Source organism: Janthinobacterium aestuarii (genome assembly GCF_051380835.1).
GTDB lineage: Bacteria > Pseudomonadota > Gammaproteobacteria > Burkholderiales > Burkholderiaceae_D > Janthinobacterium > Janthinobacterium aestuarii.
This window is the reverse complement of sequence record NZ_JBNYXU010000002.1, coordinates 382,252-397,825: the sequence shown is the minus strand read 5'-3', so window position 1 is coordinate 397,825 and position 15,574 is coordinate 382,252. Positions and strand designations below refer to the sequence as shown.

Below are 15,574 nucleotides of genomic sequence, written 5' to 3'. Positions count from 1 at the left end.
ATGCATACCACCCGACTCAAATTGCGCGACATCAGCCGCGCCGCCGCGATCGTGATCGCCCTGGCGGCCGGCGTGCCAGGCCAAGCCTGGGCACAGTCGAACGCCACCAGCACCATTTTTGGCGAAGTGAGCGCGCCGGCCGGCGCCACCGTGGTGCTGGAAAACCTGGCGACGGGCGTGCAGCGTAGCCTGACGCCCGATACGTCGGGCCGCTACGTGGCCAACTCCATGCCGCCGGGCCGCTATGCGGTGCGCGTGCTGCGTGCCGGTTCGGTGGAAGCGTCGCAGGAAGTCGAAGCGCTGATCGGCGCGGGTGCCGAAGCGAACTTCGGCCCGGCCAGCGCGGCCGGCGTCGCGGGCCAGGAGCAGACCGTCGTCGTGAAGGCGTCGCGCAATCCGATCGACGTGTCGAACACGAACAATGGCGTGATCTTCACGGCCAAGGAATTGAAGGCGCTGCCGGTCGGCAATGACGTCGCCTCCATCGTGCAGCTGACGCCGGGCGTCTCGCGCGGCACCAACAGCGTGTACGGCAATGCGCCATCGATCGGCGGCTCGGGCCAGTCGGAAAACGCGTTCTACGTCAACGGCTTCCCCATCACGAATATCCTGACCCAGGTGGGCGCGTCGGAGCTGCCGTTTGGCGCGATCTCCAACCTGCAGGTGCTGTCGGGCGGTTACGGCTCGGAATTTGGCCGCTCCACGGGGGGAGTGATCAACATCACCACCAAGAGCGGCGGCAACAAGGTCGAATTCGGCGGCAAGGTCTCGATCATCCCCCGTTCGCTGAAGGGCGAGCCGGAAAACACCTATTATCCGAACACGGGCGCCAATCCCAAGACGGACGGCAATCTGCTGTACTGGAACCGCGATAACGGCAGCACCAGCAAGGTGGTGGGCCTGTATGGCAGCGGTCCCCTGATCAAGAACAAGCTGTTCGCCTTCGTGGCGCTGGAACAGACGCGCACGGACAGCCAGTCCGTTGCCGCCGCCGCCGACTCGGGCACGGCCCTGGCGCGCGGCTGGAGCACGAGCCAGAGCAAGGTGGACCGCATGATGGCCAAGCTCGACTACAACCTGACGGACGACCATCACTTCGAATACACCAAGCTGTATGACCGCACGAAGACGGACAGCCAGGCATATGGCTACAGCTACGCCACGCATGCGAGCAATGGCGTCCAGGCAGGCAAGGGCGAGACGACGGTCAACTGCTGCGGCTCATCGGCCGCGCCGGGTGCCAACATCGACATCTTCAAGTACACGGGCTACCTGACGGACAACCTGACCGTGACGGCCATGATGGGCGAATCGCGCACCTCGCATACCCGCACGCCGAACGGCTACAATCCGCTGCTGGCGCAAACGTCGTCGAATACCTCGACGCAGGTGCCCGGCCTGACGTACGCCAATCCGCAAACGGTGACGGGCACCCTGGTCGACCCATCGTCGGAAGACCGCCAGAAAGCCAAGCGCCTCGATCTCGAATACAAGCTGGGCAAGCACTCGCTGCGCGGCGGCATCGACCGCATCGACGTGGAATCGAAAGTGGGCCTGAGCCTGGCCGGCGGCTACCGCTGGAGCTACCAGCGCGCGACCGATCCGAACCGGCCCATCAACGGCGCCTTCGAAACGCCGGCCCAGGGTGGCGGCTACGGCGCGCAGGGCTATTACGTCAGCAAGGACTTGAACGCCAACCTGGCGCGTCCCACCAGCGTGCAATCGGCGCAATACATCCAGGATCACTACCAGGTCACGGAGCGGGTGCTGCTGGACCTGGGCCTGCGCCGCGAGCAGTTCACCAACTACAGCACCGATGGCGTGGCCTTCATTTCGCAGCGCAACATGATCGCCCCGCGCGTTGGCGCCACCTGGGATTACCTGGGTGACGGCACCCTGAAATTCTTCGCCAACGGCGGCCGCTACCACCTGCCCGTGCCATCGAATTTGTCGAGCAACATGGCCAGCCCCTTCCTGGCCACCAGCGAGATGTACACGTACACGGGCGTCGATCCGGTCACGGGCGCGCCGACGGGCCTGCACGCGATCAGCAAGCCGTATTCGGCCAACAACGCCTATGGCCAGAGCCGCGATGCGCGCGAGGTGACGGCCGTCGGCCTGAAGCCGCTGTCGCAGGATGAATTCTCGCTGGGCTTCGAACGTGCCCTGAGCAAGAAGCTGGTGGTGGGCGCCAGCGTCCTGTACCGCAAGCTGAACGACACCAACGACGACACCTGCGACGCGCGTCCGCTGCAAGCCTGGGCCACGCGCAACAGCGTCGACACGAGCAACTGGGGCGGCTTCCAGTGCGCCATCATCAACCCGGGCCGCGACAACAGCCTGATGGTGGACTTCGACGATGGCAAGGGCTTGCGCCGCGTGGATATTTCGGCGGCGGAGTGGGGCAATCCGAAACCGGCACGCACCTACCGCGCCCTGAATCTGTTCATCGAACACCCGTACACGAATGGCTGGTACGGCAAGCTGACCTACACCTTGTCTGGCCTGAAGGGCAATATGGAAGGCCAGACGGACAGCATCGGCGGCGGCGACGTGGGCCTGACGGTCAGCGACGACCACAAGGAACTGATGTACAACGCGTATGGCTACCTGCCGGGCGACCACCGCCACGCCTTCAAGGCCTACGGCTTCATGCAGGTCATCCCGGACGTGACGGTCGGCGCCAACCTGTCGTTGACCTCGGGTGCGCCGCGCAACTGCATCGGCGCGCTGCCCGACAACCTGAAGTTCGAGAACGACTACGGCGATTCCTACTTCTATTGCGATGGCAAACCGGCGCCGCGCGGCAGCCAGGGCCGCCTGCCATGGCAAGCCCAGCTGGACATGAATCTGGCCTATACTCCCAGCGCCGTCAAGGGCCTGAGCCTGAAAGTGGACGTGTTCAATGTCTTCAACAGCCAGACCGTGACCCGCTATAACGAAACGCGCGAAGACCACGGCGCCATCGCCCGCAGCTATCTGCAGGTGGCCGGCCGCACGACGCCGCGTTCCGTGCGCTTCACGGCGGAATACACCTATTAAACTGCAGCCGGCCTGCCGCGCGGCGGGCCGGCGACGATCATTACCAATGGAAGCGAGAAGAGACCAATGACGACACAAATCAATCGACGCAATTTCCTGTCCGCCAGCGCCGCGCTGGCCGGTGGCGCCATGGCCGGCAGCGCACTGCTGCCTGGCGAGGCCAACGCCGCACCCGCCGCCGGCCGCGACAAGGTCCGCCTGGGCCTGATCGGCACGGGCATGCGCGGCCAGGTGCTGCTGGCCGAACTGGTGCGCCGCGACGACGTGGAAGTGGTTGCGCTGTGCGATATCGAACCGATCATGCTGAAACACGCGTTGGGCCAGGTGGCCAAGGCCGGCAAGCCGCGTCCGCGCACGTATGGCGAAGACCGCGACCAGAAAGCCTACAAGCGCATGCTGGACGCGGGCGGCCTCGATGGCGTGATCATCGCCACGCCGTGGGAATTCCACGCGCCGATGGCGATCGCCGCCATGCAGGCAAAGATCGCCGTCGGTTGCGAAGTGGTGGCCGGCATCACCCTGCAAGACCACTGGGATGTCCTGAATACCCAGCTGAAAACGGGCACGCCGTACATGTTGCTGGAAAACGTGTGCTACCGCCGCGACGTGATGGCCGCGCTGCAAATGGTGCGCGCGGGCCTGTTTGGCGAACTGCTGCACCTGCAGGGCGGCTACCAGCACGATTTGCGCGCCGTGAAATTCAACAGCGGCAATCCGGCCAAGCCATATGGCGGCGGCGTGGAATTCGGCGAGAAGGGCTGGTCGGAAGCCCATTGGCGCACGCAGCACTCGGTCGAGCGCAATGGCGAGCTGTATCCGAGCCACGGCATCGGTCCGTGCGCCATGTACACGAACATCAACCGCGGCAACCGTTTTACGCGCATCAACGCCTTCGCCACCAAGGCGCGCGGCTTGCACGACTACATCGTCAAGCAGCCGGGCGGCGCGCAGCATGCGAACGCCAAGGTGAAATTCAAGTTGGGCGACGTGGTCACCACGACCCTGGCGTGCGAGAACGGCGAAACCATCATCCTGCAGCACGATACGAGTCTGCCGCGCCCGTATTCGCTGGGCTTCCGCGTGCAAGGCACGGACGGCCTGTGGATGGATTTGAACAATTCGATTCATATCGAAGGCGTCAGCAAGCCGCATCAGTGGGACGACTTCAAGGCTTACCAGGACAAGTATGAGCACCCGGTGTGGCGCAAGTACGCGGCGCAAGCGGAAGGCGCGGGCCATGGCGGCATGGACTTCTTCGTCATCCACGCTTTTGTCGAAGCGCTGAAAGCCAACGCGCCGATGCCGATCGATATCTACGATGCCGTGACGTGGAGCGCCATTACGCCGCTGTCCGAGCAATCGATCGCGGCCAACTTCCAGACCCTGGACTTCCCGGACTTCACGGGCGGGCAGTGGAAATCGCGCAAGCCGATCTTCGCCCTCGACGACAAGTACTAAGCCACATTCGCCCGCTACCGAACCAGTTGCCGTAGCGGGTTTTTTCTGTCCCGATCCGTTTTTCAACCGCGGCGCAGGCGCGCAGGCCCGCGTTCGCCCGCCGCCAAGCCTCACCACCAGGAGACGTCGATGAAACACAGAAGTTCATTACTCTATGCCATCCTTCCCGCCATGCCCTTGCTGCTGGCAGCCTGCGGCGGCGCCACCGCCAACGGCAACACGGCCTTGCTGGCCGCCAGTGTGGCGGCGCCCGCCACGACGGCAACCGTGGAGCTGGCCGGCAACGCCTTCATCACCAGCGGGAACGCGGGCGCCGTCATCAACGAGCGCGGCCTGGCTGGCTGGAGCAATCCGGATGCCGTCGCCAGCACGTATTTCCGCGTGGCCGAGGCGGGCTCCGTGCAGGTGGCGCTCGACGCCAGCCTGGCCGATGGCGGCAACAGCACCATCCGCGTGAAGATCAATGGCACGCCGTTCGATGTCAAGCTGGCCGGCAAGGAGCGCAAGACCTATGCCGTCGGCACGGTCAATGTGCCGGCGGCCGGCTATGTGAAGGTCGACATGCAGGGCCTGAAGCGCGTGAAGGGCACGTTTGGCGACGTGGCGGCGCTGAAGGTGACGTCGAACGCCACGCTCAATTACGCGAATGACCCCGCCAATTACTACTGGTCGCGGCGCGGCCCGTCCGTGCACATGGGTTATACGGTGCCGGCCAATACCGAGTATTTCTATAACGAGATGACGATTCCGCAGGGCCAGGACGCCATCGGCTCCTACTTCATGGCCAACGGCTTTGGCCAGGGCTACATGGGCATTCAGGTGAAGTCGCCGAGCGAGCGCTGGATATTGTTCTCCGTGTGGGACGCCGACAATGGCGCCAGGACCACCCTGGTCAGCAAGGGCGCCGGCGTGGTCGATAATGCGTTTGGCGGGGAGGGCACGGGCGGCCAGACCTATCTGTCGTATAACTGGGCGGCCGGCACGACGTACCGCTTCATCACGCGCGCGCGGCCCGACGGCAATGGCGGCAGCGATTACTCGGCCTGGTTCTTCGCGCCCGAGACGGGCAAATGGCGCTACATCGCCACCTGGAAGCGGCCGGCGATTTCCACGTATCTGACGGGCGTGCATTCCTTCCTCGAGAACTTCATCGACACCAAGGGCTACACGGAGCGCCGCGTCCAGTTCGGCAACCAGTGGGCCAGGAACGTTTCCGGTACCTGGTCCGAAGTGACGGCGGGAAGGTTCACGGGCGACGCCACGGCCACGAATGCGCAGCGCATGGATTATGCGGGCGGGCTGGAAAACGGCAAGTTCTACCTGCATAACGGCGGCTTCTTCGCAAATTACGTGCAGACTAGCCAGAACTTCACGCGCCCGGCCACGGGCCAGGCGCCGGCCGTCGATGTGAGCGCCTTGCCGATGCAATAGGCGTTGGCCCTTAGCCCGGCCGCTTGCCCACCATCGCGTCGATGCCGCGATAGTAGGTCAGCGGCCGGCCTATCGTCACGCCCATCAATGCCGCCGCCTGGATGATGTCGTCCGTGTCGCGCCGGTAGACGATCAGCGCATCCATTTCGTCGGAGCCGTTGCCGTCGATCTGGATCAGGTCATAGCCGCCTTCTTCCACGGCGCGCTGCGCCAGTTCCGTATCGAGCCACTCGAAATAGGGCAGCACACTGCCGCCGCTTTCCTTGAGCAGTGCGTACGGGAAGTCGGGGAATTCGTCGAACATGTCCTGTATCTGTTCGTGCAGTTCATCGATCTTGTCGCTCGACGCCATGTAGCCGCCCAGCTGCGAGAGCATTTCCACCGCGTAGGCTTGCGCATCGCTGTCGATCCATTCGTCTCGCGGCGCGGAGGGCGCTTCGGTGATGGCGGCGACGGCGTCGTCGAGTTCCTCGCCTTCCAGGTCACCGCAGGTCAGCTTGGTCAGCAGTTCGGATAGCAGCATGTTTGCCTTTCAGGAGTGGATGCGGGGCCACGGTGGCCCGCTTGTCGATGAAGTTGCAAATACTATCATTGCCTTCCACTTGGGCGCGCCCGGCAGAACTGGCGCGCGCCGCAATCGCTCACAGCGGCCAGGCCTGCTTGGTCACGGCCACGCCGACGATGTAGGCAAATACCAGCACGGCACCCGCGAAGGCGGTGCCGCGCACGGCTGGCGTCTTGCCCCGTTTCAGGGCGATGGTGCCCAGCACGATGTAGGCCACCAGCGCGCACAGCTTGGCGGCCAGCCAGGGCTGGCTGCCCGGCGACTGGCCGCTCCACACGGCCAGGGTGATGGCGCTGGCCAGCAGGGCCGTGTCGACCAGGTGCGGCAGGATTTTTACCCAGCGCTGCTGCAAGGCGGGCGAGGCGCGCAGCATCCATGCGCCGCGAAGCAAAAAGAGGGCACCGCTGGCGGCGGCGCAACCCATGTGGAAATGCTTGAGGCTCAGGTAGTCCATATGTCCCTGCGGTCGTTATTCAAAGTGGCGCCAGCATAGCCGCCTTTGGAGCGCCGCGCCATACGCCGTCGGAAGGACGCGCAATCAGCGGCACCATTTCATGTACACGAGCTCCGGGTCTCCCTCGTCGAGATGGTCGATCTGGCCGCTGCGCACGAAGCCCGCGCTGGCGAACAGCTGTTGCGCGGCGCCGTTGGACTGGTTCGTCGACGTGAAAAGCTTCGCCGTCGTGCACGCGGCTTCGGCTGCCGCCAGCAGGCGCAATCCCACGCTGCGCCGCTGGTGGGCGGGCGAAACCACCACCAGCGAGACAAAGCCGTAATCGAAGAAATCGTCGCGCGTGAGGACATAGCCTGCCACCTGGCCAGCCCGGATGGCTACCTGGCAGCGCCCCTGGCCGACGGCGGCGCGCACGGCCTCGCCCCGGCTGGCGTGCGCCTGCGCATAGGCATCGCAGGCCAGCATGGCGTCCACATCGCCCGGCAGCGCCGCGCGCGTGATGATCCCGTCTGTTTCGTCTCTGTTCTGCATGGTGTTCTTTTTCTCCAGGCGCCGAGTGTGCCAAAAATGCGTCCGTTTGTAAAACACCCGCCATCCAGGCTAGGTCCATACCCCGCCATCTAGTCACTTTTGCCGATACGGCTATCCAGATTGCCTTTCCAGAATCACCCTGTGGCCGATAGTGCCTTTCCCCTCTGCCACGTAAGCTGGTCGGGACGGCTGGCCAGACGGCCAGTGCATTCATGGAGAAACATCGTGGCTACCCTAGATGGCACTAAGAACAACAGTAGTAACAAGGCAGTCGAACCCGGCATGCGGCGCAAGCAGGCGTCCGTGCTGATCAGCAGCACCTTCGCATTTACCATCTGCTTTGCGGTATGGATGATGTTTGCCGTACTGGGCATCCCCATCAAGACCAGCCTGGGCTTGACTGAAACACAATTCGGCCTGCTGGCCGCCATGCCCGTGCTGACGGGCTCCCTCGTGCGCGTGCCCTTGGGCATCTGGACGGACAAATACGGCGGACGCCGCGTCTTCTTCTGGCTGATGCTGGCCAGCGTGGTGCCGATCTACCTGATCTCCTACGCCACCGCCTACTGGCACTTCCTCGTGCTGGGCATGTTCGTGGGCCTGGCGGGCGGCTCGTTTTCCGTCGGCACGCCGTACGTGGCGCGCTGGTATGAAAAGGAGCGCCGCGGCCTGGCGATGGGTATCTTCGGCGCCGGCAACTCCGGTTCCGCGCTGACCAAGTTCGTCGCGCCCGGCATCGTCGCCGCCTTCGGCTGGCAGATGCTGCCCAAGGTGTATGCGGTAGCCATGCTGGCCACGGCCATCATCTTCTGGCTGTTTTCGTACACGGACAAATCGCATCTGGCGCCATCGGGCGAAAGTTTCAGCGCGCAAATGAAGGTGCTGAAGGATCCGCGCGTGTGGCGCTACTGCCAGTACTACTCGGTGGTGTTCGGCGGCTACGTGGCGCTGGCGCTGTGGATGACGAAGTACTACGTGGCCGAATATGGCTTCGATTTGAAACACGCGGCGCTGCTGGCCGCCTGCTTCTCGCTGCCGGGCGGCGTGCTGCGCGCCGTGGGTGGCTGGATCTCCGACAAATACGGCGCCGCGAAAGTCACCTGGGCCGTGATGTGGGTGTGCTGGGTGTGCTTCTTCCTGCTGTCGTATCCGCAAACGCAGATGGTCGTGGAAACCGTCACCGGTCCGCTGGCCTTCCATATCGGCCTGTCGCCGCTGTGGTTCACTGTGCTGCTGTTCATCGTCGGTATCGCCATGGCCGTGGGCAAGGCGTCCGTCTTCAAGTTCATCGGCGATGATTTTTCCGACAACATCGGCGCCGTCTCGGGCGTGGTCGGCCTGGCCGGCGGCTTGGGCGGTTTCATCCTGCCCGTGATGTTCGGCGCTCTGGTGGACTTCACGGGCGTGCGTTCGAGCTCCTTCATGCTCCTCTACGGCACCGTTTGCGTCTCCCTCATCTGGATGCATTTCTCGTTCAAGCCGCTGCGCGCGGCGACTATCAATCAACCTGCAGGAGCTAAAGCATGAGCAGATATATGATCAATACGTGGGAGCCGGAAACCCCGAGCTTCTGGCAAAACACGGGCAAGGCCACGGCCGCGCGCAATCTGTGGATCTCGATTCCCGCGCTGCTGCTGGCATTCGCCGTGTGGATGGTGTGGAGCGTGGTGGTGGTGAACCTGCCCAACATCGGCTTCACCTACAGTAACAACCAGCTGTTCTGGCTGACGGCCTTGCCTGGCCTGTCCGGCGCCACCTTGCGCATCTTTTATTCGTTCATGGTGCCGATCTTCGGCGGGCGCCGCTGGACGGCCATTTCCACGGGTTCCTTGCTGATTCCCGCCATCGGCATCGGCCTGGCCGTGCAGGACGTGAACACCGGTTATCCGACCATGCTGATCCTGGCCTTGCTGTGCGGCTTCGGCGGCGGCAATTTCGCTTCGTCGATGGCCAACATCAGCTTTTTCTATCCGAAGGCCAGCAAGGGCTTCGCGCTGGGCATGAATGCGGGCCTGGGCAACCTGGGCGTGTCGGTGGTGCAGTTCGTCGTGCCGCTGGTGATCACGTTTGCCGTCTTCGGCGCCTGGGGCGGCGATTCGCTCACCTGGGTCAAGAATGGCGTGAGCAAGGACATGTGGCTGCAAAACGCCGGTTTCATCTGGGTGCCGTTCATCGCGCTGTCGACCTTGCTGGCCTGGTTCGGCATGAATGACCTGGCGTCGGCGAAAGCGTCGTTTTCCGAACAGGCCGTGATCTTCAAGCGCAAGCACAACTGGCTCATGTGCTGGCTGTACACGGGTACCTTCGGCTCCTTCATCGGTTATTCGGCCGCGTTTCCGCTGCTGATCAAGATCCAGTTCCCCGACGTGAACCCGCTCGATTACGCCTTCCTCGGCCCTCTCGTCGGTGCACTGGCGCGCGTGGCCGGCGGCGTGATTTCCGACAAATTGGGCGGCGCCCGCGTCACCCTGTGGTCCTTCCTCTTGATGATCGGTGCCGTACTGGGCGTGCTGTACTTCATGCCGCAAGCGGGCGTGGGTGGAAGTTTCAACGGCTTCTTCTGGATGTTCATGCTGCTGTTCGCCGGCACGGGCATCGGCAATGCGTCGACCTTCCGCATGATTCCCGTGATCTTTTTGACGGAACACCAGCGCGCGGCGGCCGGCAAGGGCAAGGCGGTACAGGAGCAAGCCATCGTCGACGCCAACAAGGAAGGCGCGGCCGTCCTGGGCTTCACCTCGGCCGTGGCCGCGTATGGCGCCTTCTTCATCCCGAAAAGCTACGGCACCTCGATCGCGCTGACGGGCAGCCCCGACGCGGCCCTGTGGTGCTTCATCGGCTTTTATGTCAGCTGCATCGCGATCACCTGGTGGTGCTATGCGCGCAAGAACGCGCCGATGCCTTGCTAGTCAGCGTCAGAACGCCGGGCGAGTCCTGCTTGCCTGGCGTTGAACACAGTAAGAGGTAGTCATGGAAGAACTGGAAAAATTCGTCAACGGCTTCAGCCTGTTTCAGCAGCAGTATTTCAGCGAGCCGCAAACCCTGTACGACAGCCTGCGCGACGGGCAGCGGCCCTCGACCTTGCTGATCGGCTGCTGCGATTCGCGCGTCGACCCCATGCTGCTGACGGGCAGCGACCCGGGCGACATGTTCGTCGTGCGCAATATCGCCAACCTGGTGCCGCCGTGTACCCCCGACGCGCCGCCCGGCGTCAGCTCGGCCATCGAGTTCGCCGTCTGCAAGCTCGAAGTGGCCAGGGTCATCGTGCTCGGACATGCGCGCTGCGGCGGCATCCGCGCGCTGCTGGAACCGCAGCCGCGCGCGGAAGGGCAGGAAACGGACTTCGTGGGACAGTGGATGCGCATCGCCGAACCGGTGGCGCAAAGAGTGCGGCGCGAACTGGCGCACCGTTCGTCGGCGGAACAGCACCACGCGTGCGAGCTGGCCAGCATATTGCAGTCGCTGGACAATCTGCTCACCTACCCGTGGCTGAAGCGCCGGGTGGAGCAGGGGGCGTTGAAACTGCATGGATGGTATTTCGATATCGACAGCGGGGCGCTGATGGCGTATTCGGCGCGCCAGCAGCAGTTTTTGCCCCTGGTCTGTCCAATAGAAAGGGCGCGTCATTTGCATGAGCGCCCTTGGCCGGATGCAGGCAGGTCATCCGAAACGTGCCGCTAACAAGGTGTCGGATTACGCGTGGCGTTGCCCCGCTAATCCGACCTACGTCACTCTACATCAATCATGTAGGTCGGATTAGGCCGCAGGCCGTAATCCGACAACTTCCCTCAGCTGAACCGTAACAAATCCCCGCTGCGGTCAAACGCCAGCAGGCTGTCGATGCGGCCTTGCTCGATGGCCGTCACCATGGCGCGCAGGGGCGCCTCGCATTCCTGCGCGGCGGGCGGCTGGCCTTCGCGGCCCGCCAGCCCCGCCACGAAGACCACATCCCAGTGCGTCTGCATTTGTTTCGACTCCTCCTTCAACGTCTCGAAGCTGCCCAGTTCCTCGGGCAGCTTGTCGGCGCACATCACGGGCGTGAGGGACTTGCCCTGGCCGCCAGGCTGGGCCTGAGCCTGGGTAAAGGTGAACAGCAGGCGTTGCGGCTGCTCCTGGTTGCGGGCGCTGCTCAGCAGGCTGGCGTAATCGGTAATCGGCATGATGCTCTTTCTCTGTGTTGAACGATGATGACAGGTATACCGCAGCTCCGCCTTGCCGCCCATAGGCAATAGTGACTACCCGCCTATGCATTCCTGGTGCCGGAAACCGACTTCTTGCCAATACCGCCGGGCACGGCGCATCGATAGACTGTTTGTATCGACGCTTGAGCCATCCTGCTTGCAGCGTTTTTTAAGACCTGGCGCCGCTGTCGGCGGCGCAATGTGGAGGTAGCATGAGTCACTTTCTGGACCGCCTGAAATTTTTTAGCAAGCCCGCCGAGCCGTTTTCAAACGGCCACGGCACCGTGGTCGATGAAGACCGTACCTGGGAAAACGCCTACCGCCAGCGCTGGCAGCACGACAAGATCGTGCGCTCCACGCATGGCGTGAACTGTACCGGCTCGTGCAGCTGGAAGGTGTACGTCAAGAACGGCCTGATCACCTGGGAAACCCAGCAAACCGATTACCCGCGCACGCGGCCCGACCTGCCCAACCACGAACCGCGCGGCTGCCCGCGCGGCGCCAGCTATTCCTGGTACGTGTATTCGGCGCAGCGCGTGAAATACCCGATGGTGCGCGGCCGCCTGATGGAAATGTGGCGCGAAGCGCGCAAGACCATGGACCCCGTCACGGCCTGGGACTGGATCAGCCAGGATCCCGTGCGCTCGCAGCAATACAAATCCATCCGCGGCCTGGGCGGCTTCGTGCGCGCCACGTGGGAAGAATCGAATGAAATCATCGCCGCCGCGAATGCGCTGACGATCAAGAAATACGGCCCGGACCGCATCGTCGGCTTCTCGCCGATTCCCGCCATGTCCATGGTCAGCTATGCTTCCGGCACGCGCTACCTGTCCCTGATCGGCGGCGTGGCCCTGAGCTTCTACGACTGGTACTGCGACTTGCCGCCGGCCAGCCCGCAAGTGTGGGGCGAGCAGACGGACGTGCCGGAATCGGCCGACTGGTACAACTCGACCTACTTGATGGTGTGGGGCTCGAACGTGCCGATGACGCGCACGCCGGACGCCCACTTCTACACGGAAGTGCGCTACAAGGGCACGAAAACCGTCGCCATCTCGCCCGACTACGGCGAAATGGTGAAGTTCGGCGACATCTGGCTGGCGCCGAAGCAGGGCACGGACGCCGCGCTGGCGCTGGCCATGGGCCACGTCATCCTCAAGGAATTCCACTCGGAAGGGCAGAGCGCCTACTTCCGCGACTATGCGCGCCAGTACACGGACTTCCCCATGCTGGTCCTGCTCAAGGAACATAACGGCACCCTCGTGCCCGACTACTTCCTGCGCGCTTCGCACCTGGACAACAACCTCGACGAAACCAACAACCCCGAATGGAAAACCCTCGTCATCGACGAGACCACGGGTGCCATCACCGCGCCGGCCGGCTCCATCGGCTTCCGCTGGGGCGAGTCGGGCAAGTGGAACCTGGAACAGAAAGCGGGCGGCAGCGGCGCGTCGATCGTGCCGATGCTCTCCATGATCAACGACAGCGACGCCGTCACGGAAGTGGGCTTTGCCTACTTCGGCGGCAAGGATGCGTCCGACATGTTGCTGCGCAAGGTGCCGGTGAAAACCATCCGCCTGGCCGACGGCACGACGGGCCTGGTCACCACCGTGTTCGACCTGACCCTGGCCAACTACGGCATCGACCGCGGCCTCGGTGGCGAAAACGTGGCGGAAAGCTATGACGACGACGTGCCGTACACCCCCGCGTGGCAGGAAAAGCACACGGGCGTCAAGCGCGCCGACGTCATCACCGTGGCGCGCCAGTTCGCGGAAAACGCGGACCAGACGCGCGGCAAGAGCATGGTCATCGTGGGCGCCGGCTTGAATCACTGGTACCACATGGACATGACCTACCGCGGCATCATCAACATGCTGATGATGTGCGGCTGTATCGGACAGTCTGGCGGCGGCTGGGCCCATTACGTGGGCCAGGAAAAACTGCGTCCGCAAACGGGCTGGACGCCATTGGCCTTCGCCCAGGACTGGGTACGTCCGATGCGCCAGATGAACGGCACCTCGTTCTTCTATGCCCACACAAGCCAGTGGCGCCACGAAAAGCTGGAAACGGGCGACATCGCCTCGCCGTCGGCGGCCGGCGGCACGGGCGACCTGACCCTGCTCGACTACAACGCCAAGGCCGAGCGCATGGGCTGGCTGCCATCGGCGCCGCAGCTGCAAACCAATCCGCTGGAAGTGGCCAAGGCCGCTGCCGCCGCAGGCCAGAAGCCGGCCGCGTATGCGCTCGACCAGATCAAGGCGGGCCAGCTGCAGTTCTCGTGCGACGATCCGGACAACCCGGCCAACTTCCCGCGCAATATGTTTGTGTGGCGCTCGAATATCCTCGGCAGCTCGGGCAAGGGCCACGAGTACTTCCTGAAATACCTGCTCGGCACGCAAAACGGCTTGCTCAGCGATGAAGAAGACTGCCTCACGCCGAAACAGGTGAAAGTGCGCCCGGCCGTCGAAGGCAAGCTCGATCTGCTCGTGGTGCTGGATTTCCGCATGTCGACCACCTGCCTGTATGGCGACGTGGTGCTGCCGACGGCCACCTGGTATGAAAAAGACGATCTGAACACGTCGGACATGCATCCGTTCATCCACCCGCTGTCGGAAGCCGTGCAGCCGCTGTGGCAATCGAAGTCGGACTGGGAAATCTACAAGGGCCTGGCCGAGAAATTCTCGGAAATCGGCGGCGAGCTGCTGGGCACCCAGCAAGATATCATCCTCACGCCGCTGATGCACGACACGCCGGGAGAACTGGGCCAGCCTTTCGATCCCAAGGACTGGCGCGCGGGCGAATGCGAAGCCATTCCCGGCAAGACCATGCCGAACATGACGGTGGTCGAACGCAATTACCGCGACGTCTACAAGAAGTTCACCTCGATCGGCCCGCTGCTGGAAACCATCGGTAACGGCGGCAAGGGCATTTCCTGGAAAACGGGGCATGAAGTGGACGTCCTGCGCGGTATCAACCGCACGGTGCTGGACGAAGGCGTGTCGCAGGGCCAGCCGCGCCTCGATACGGCCATCGATGCGGCCGAGATGATCCTGTCGCTGGCGCCGGAAACGAATGGCCACGTGGCCGTGAAAGCCTGGGCCGCGCTGTCCTCCATCACGGGACGCGACCATACGCACCTGGCGCTGCCGCGCGAGCATGACAGCATCCGCTTCCGCGATGTGCAGGCGCAGCCGCGCAAGATCATTTCCTCGCCCACTTGGTCGGGCCTGGAAAGCGAAGAAGTCAGCTACACGGCCGGCTATACCAACGTGCATGAACTGATCCCATGGCGCACCCTGACTGGCCGCCAGCAGTTCTACCAGGATCACCTGTGGATGCGCGATTTCGGCGAGGGACTGTGCGTGTACAAGCCGGCCATCAACACGAAGACGACGGAAGCGCTGCTGGGCACCAAGCCGAACGGCAACAAGGAACTGGCGCTGAACTTTTTGACGCCGCACCAGAAGTGGGGCATCCACTCCACGTATTCGGACAACCTGCGCATGCTGACATTGTCGCGCGGCGGACCGCACGTGTGGCTGTCGGAGACGGACGCGCAAGCTGCCGGCATCGTCGACAACGACTGGATCGAAGTCTTCAACGTCAATGGCAGCCTGACGGCGCGCGCCATCGTCAGCCAGCGCATCCCGGCCGGCATGACGATGATGTACCACGCCCAGGAAAAGATCATCAACGTGCCTGGCGCGGAGATGACGGGCAAGCGGGGCGGCATCCATAACTCGGTGACGCGGGCCGTGCCCAAGCCGACGCACATGATCGGCGGCTACGCCCAGCTGGCGTACGGTTTCAATTACTACGGCACGGTGGGCTCCAACCGCGATGAATTCGTATTGGTGCGCAAGATGAACAAGGTCGACTGGCTCGAAGGCCCGTTGCAGGAACAAGGAGCATAGT

11 protein-coding genes are annotated in these 15,574 nt (G+C 63.5%); 7 read left to right on the top strand and 4 right to left on the bottom strand.

The window, feature by feature from the left end; all coding sequences use genetic code 11:
* From ACQ4WO_RS07930 to ACQ4WO_RS07920, 3 genes are all read left to right on the top strand, one after another.
* The gene (locus ACQ4WO_RS07930; RefSeq protein WP_436480938.1) at positions 1-3,042 is read left to right on the top strand and encodes a TonB-dependent receptor; all 3,042 of its coding nucleotides are present in this window, start codon (positions 1-3) and stop codon (positions 3,040-3,042) included.
* 66 nt (positions 3,043-3,108) lie between these two features.
* The gene (locus ACQ4WO_RS07925; protein WP_436480937.1) at positions 3,109-4,500 is read left to right on the top strand and encodes a Gfo/Idh/MocA family protein; all 1,392 of its coding nucleotides are present in this window, start codon (positions 3,109-3,111) and stop codon (positions 4,498-4,500) included.
* Between the two features lie 129 nt (positions 4,501-4,629).
* The gene (locus ACQ4WO_RS07920; protein WP_436480936.1) at positions 4,630-5,931 is read left to right on the top strand and encodes a DUF3472 domain-containing protein; all 1,302 of its coding nucleotides are present in this window, start codon (positions 4,630-4,632) and stop codon (positions 5,929-5,931) included.
* Between the two features lie 10 nt (positions 5,932-5,941).
* Here ACQ4WO_RS07920 and ACQ4WO_RS07915 read toward each other — a convergent pair whose 3' ends face one another.
* From ACQ4WO_RS07915 to ACQ4WO_RS07905, 3 genes are all read right to left on the bottom strand, one after another.
* On the bottom strand, positions 5,942-6,454 hold the full coding sequence (locus tag ACQ4WO_RS07915) for a hypothetical protein (protein ID WP_436480935.1): 513 nt from the start codon (positions 6,452-6,454) through the stop codon (positions 5,942-5,944).
* 118 nt (positions 6,455-6,572) lie between these two features.
* Positions 6,573-6,950 carry a SirB2 family protein gene (locus tag ACQ4WO_RS07910; protein WP_436480934.1) on the bottom strand — a complete coding sequence of 126 codons (378 nt, stop codon included), beginning with the start codon at positions 6,948-6,950 and terminating at the stop codon, positions 6,573-6,575.
* 84 nt (positions 6,951-7,034) lie between these two features.
* Positions 7,035-7,481: a GNAT family N-acetyltransferase gene (locus tag ACQ4WO_RS07905; RefSeq protein ID WP_436480933.1), complete on the bottom strand. Its 447-nt coding sequence runs from the start codon at positions 7,479-7,481 to the stop codon at positions 7,035-7,037.
* Between the two features lie 282 nt (positions 7,482-7,763).
* On the opposite strand from ACQ4WO_RS07905, the gene ACQ4WO_RS07900 reads away from it, so the two are divergent.
* The 3 genes from ACQ4WO_RS07900 (at position 7,764) to ACQ4WO_RS07890 (ending at position 11,162) form a co-directional block, all read left to right on the top strand.
* A complete protein-coding gene (locus ACQ4WO_RS07900; RefSeq protein WP_070279442.1) occupies positions 7,764-9,008 on the top strand; it encodes an MFS transporter in 1,245 nt (414 codons plus the stop codon).
* Positions 9,005-10,390, top strand: a complete 1,386-nt coding sequence (locus tag ACQ4WO_RS07895) for a NarK family nitrate/nitrite MFS transporter (RefSeq protein WP_436480932.1) — start codon at positions 9,005-9,007, stop codon at positions 10,388-10,390. The genes ACQ4WO_RS07900 and ACQ4WO_RS07895 overlap by 4 nt, the downstream gene beginning before the upstream one ends.
* A gap of 61 nt (positions 10,391-10,451) precedes the next feature.
* A complete protein-coding gene (locus tag ACQ4WO_RS07890) occupies positions 10,452-11,162 on the top strand; it encodes a carbonic anhydrase (RefSeq protein ID WP_436480931.1) in 711 nt (236 codons plus the stop codon).
* A 107-nt stretch (positions 11,163-11,269) separates the two neighbouring features.
* Here ACQ4WO_RS07890 and ACQ4WO_RS07885 read toward each other — a convergent pair whose 3' ends face one another.
* Positions 11,270-11,641, bottom strand: coding sequence for a ribonucleotide reductase subunit alpha (locus ACQ4WO_RS07885; RefSeq protein ID WP_219308833.1), 372 nt, complete (start codon positions 11,639-11,641; stop codon positions 11,270-11,272).
* Between the two features lie 233 nt (positions 11,642-11,874).
* On the opposite strand from ACQ4WO_RS07885, the gene ACQ4WO_RS07880 reads away from it, so the two are divergent.
* Positions 11,875-15,573, top strand: coding sequence for a nitrate reductase subunit alpha (locus ACQ4WO_RS07880; protein WP_436480930.1), 3,699 nt, complete (start codon positions 11,875-11,877; stop codon positions 15,571-15,573).
* The last annotated feature ends 1 nt before the right edge of the window (position 15,574 follow it).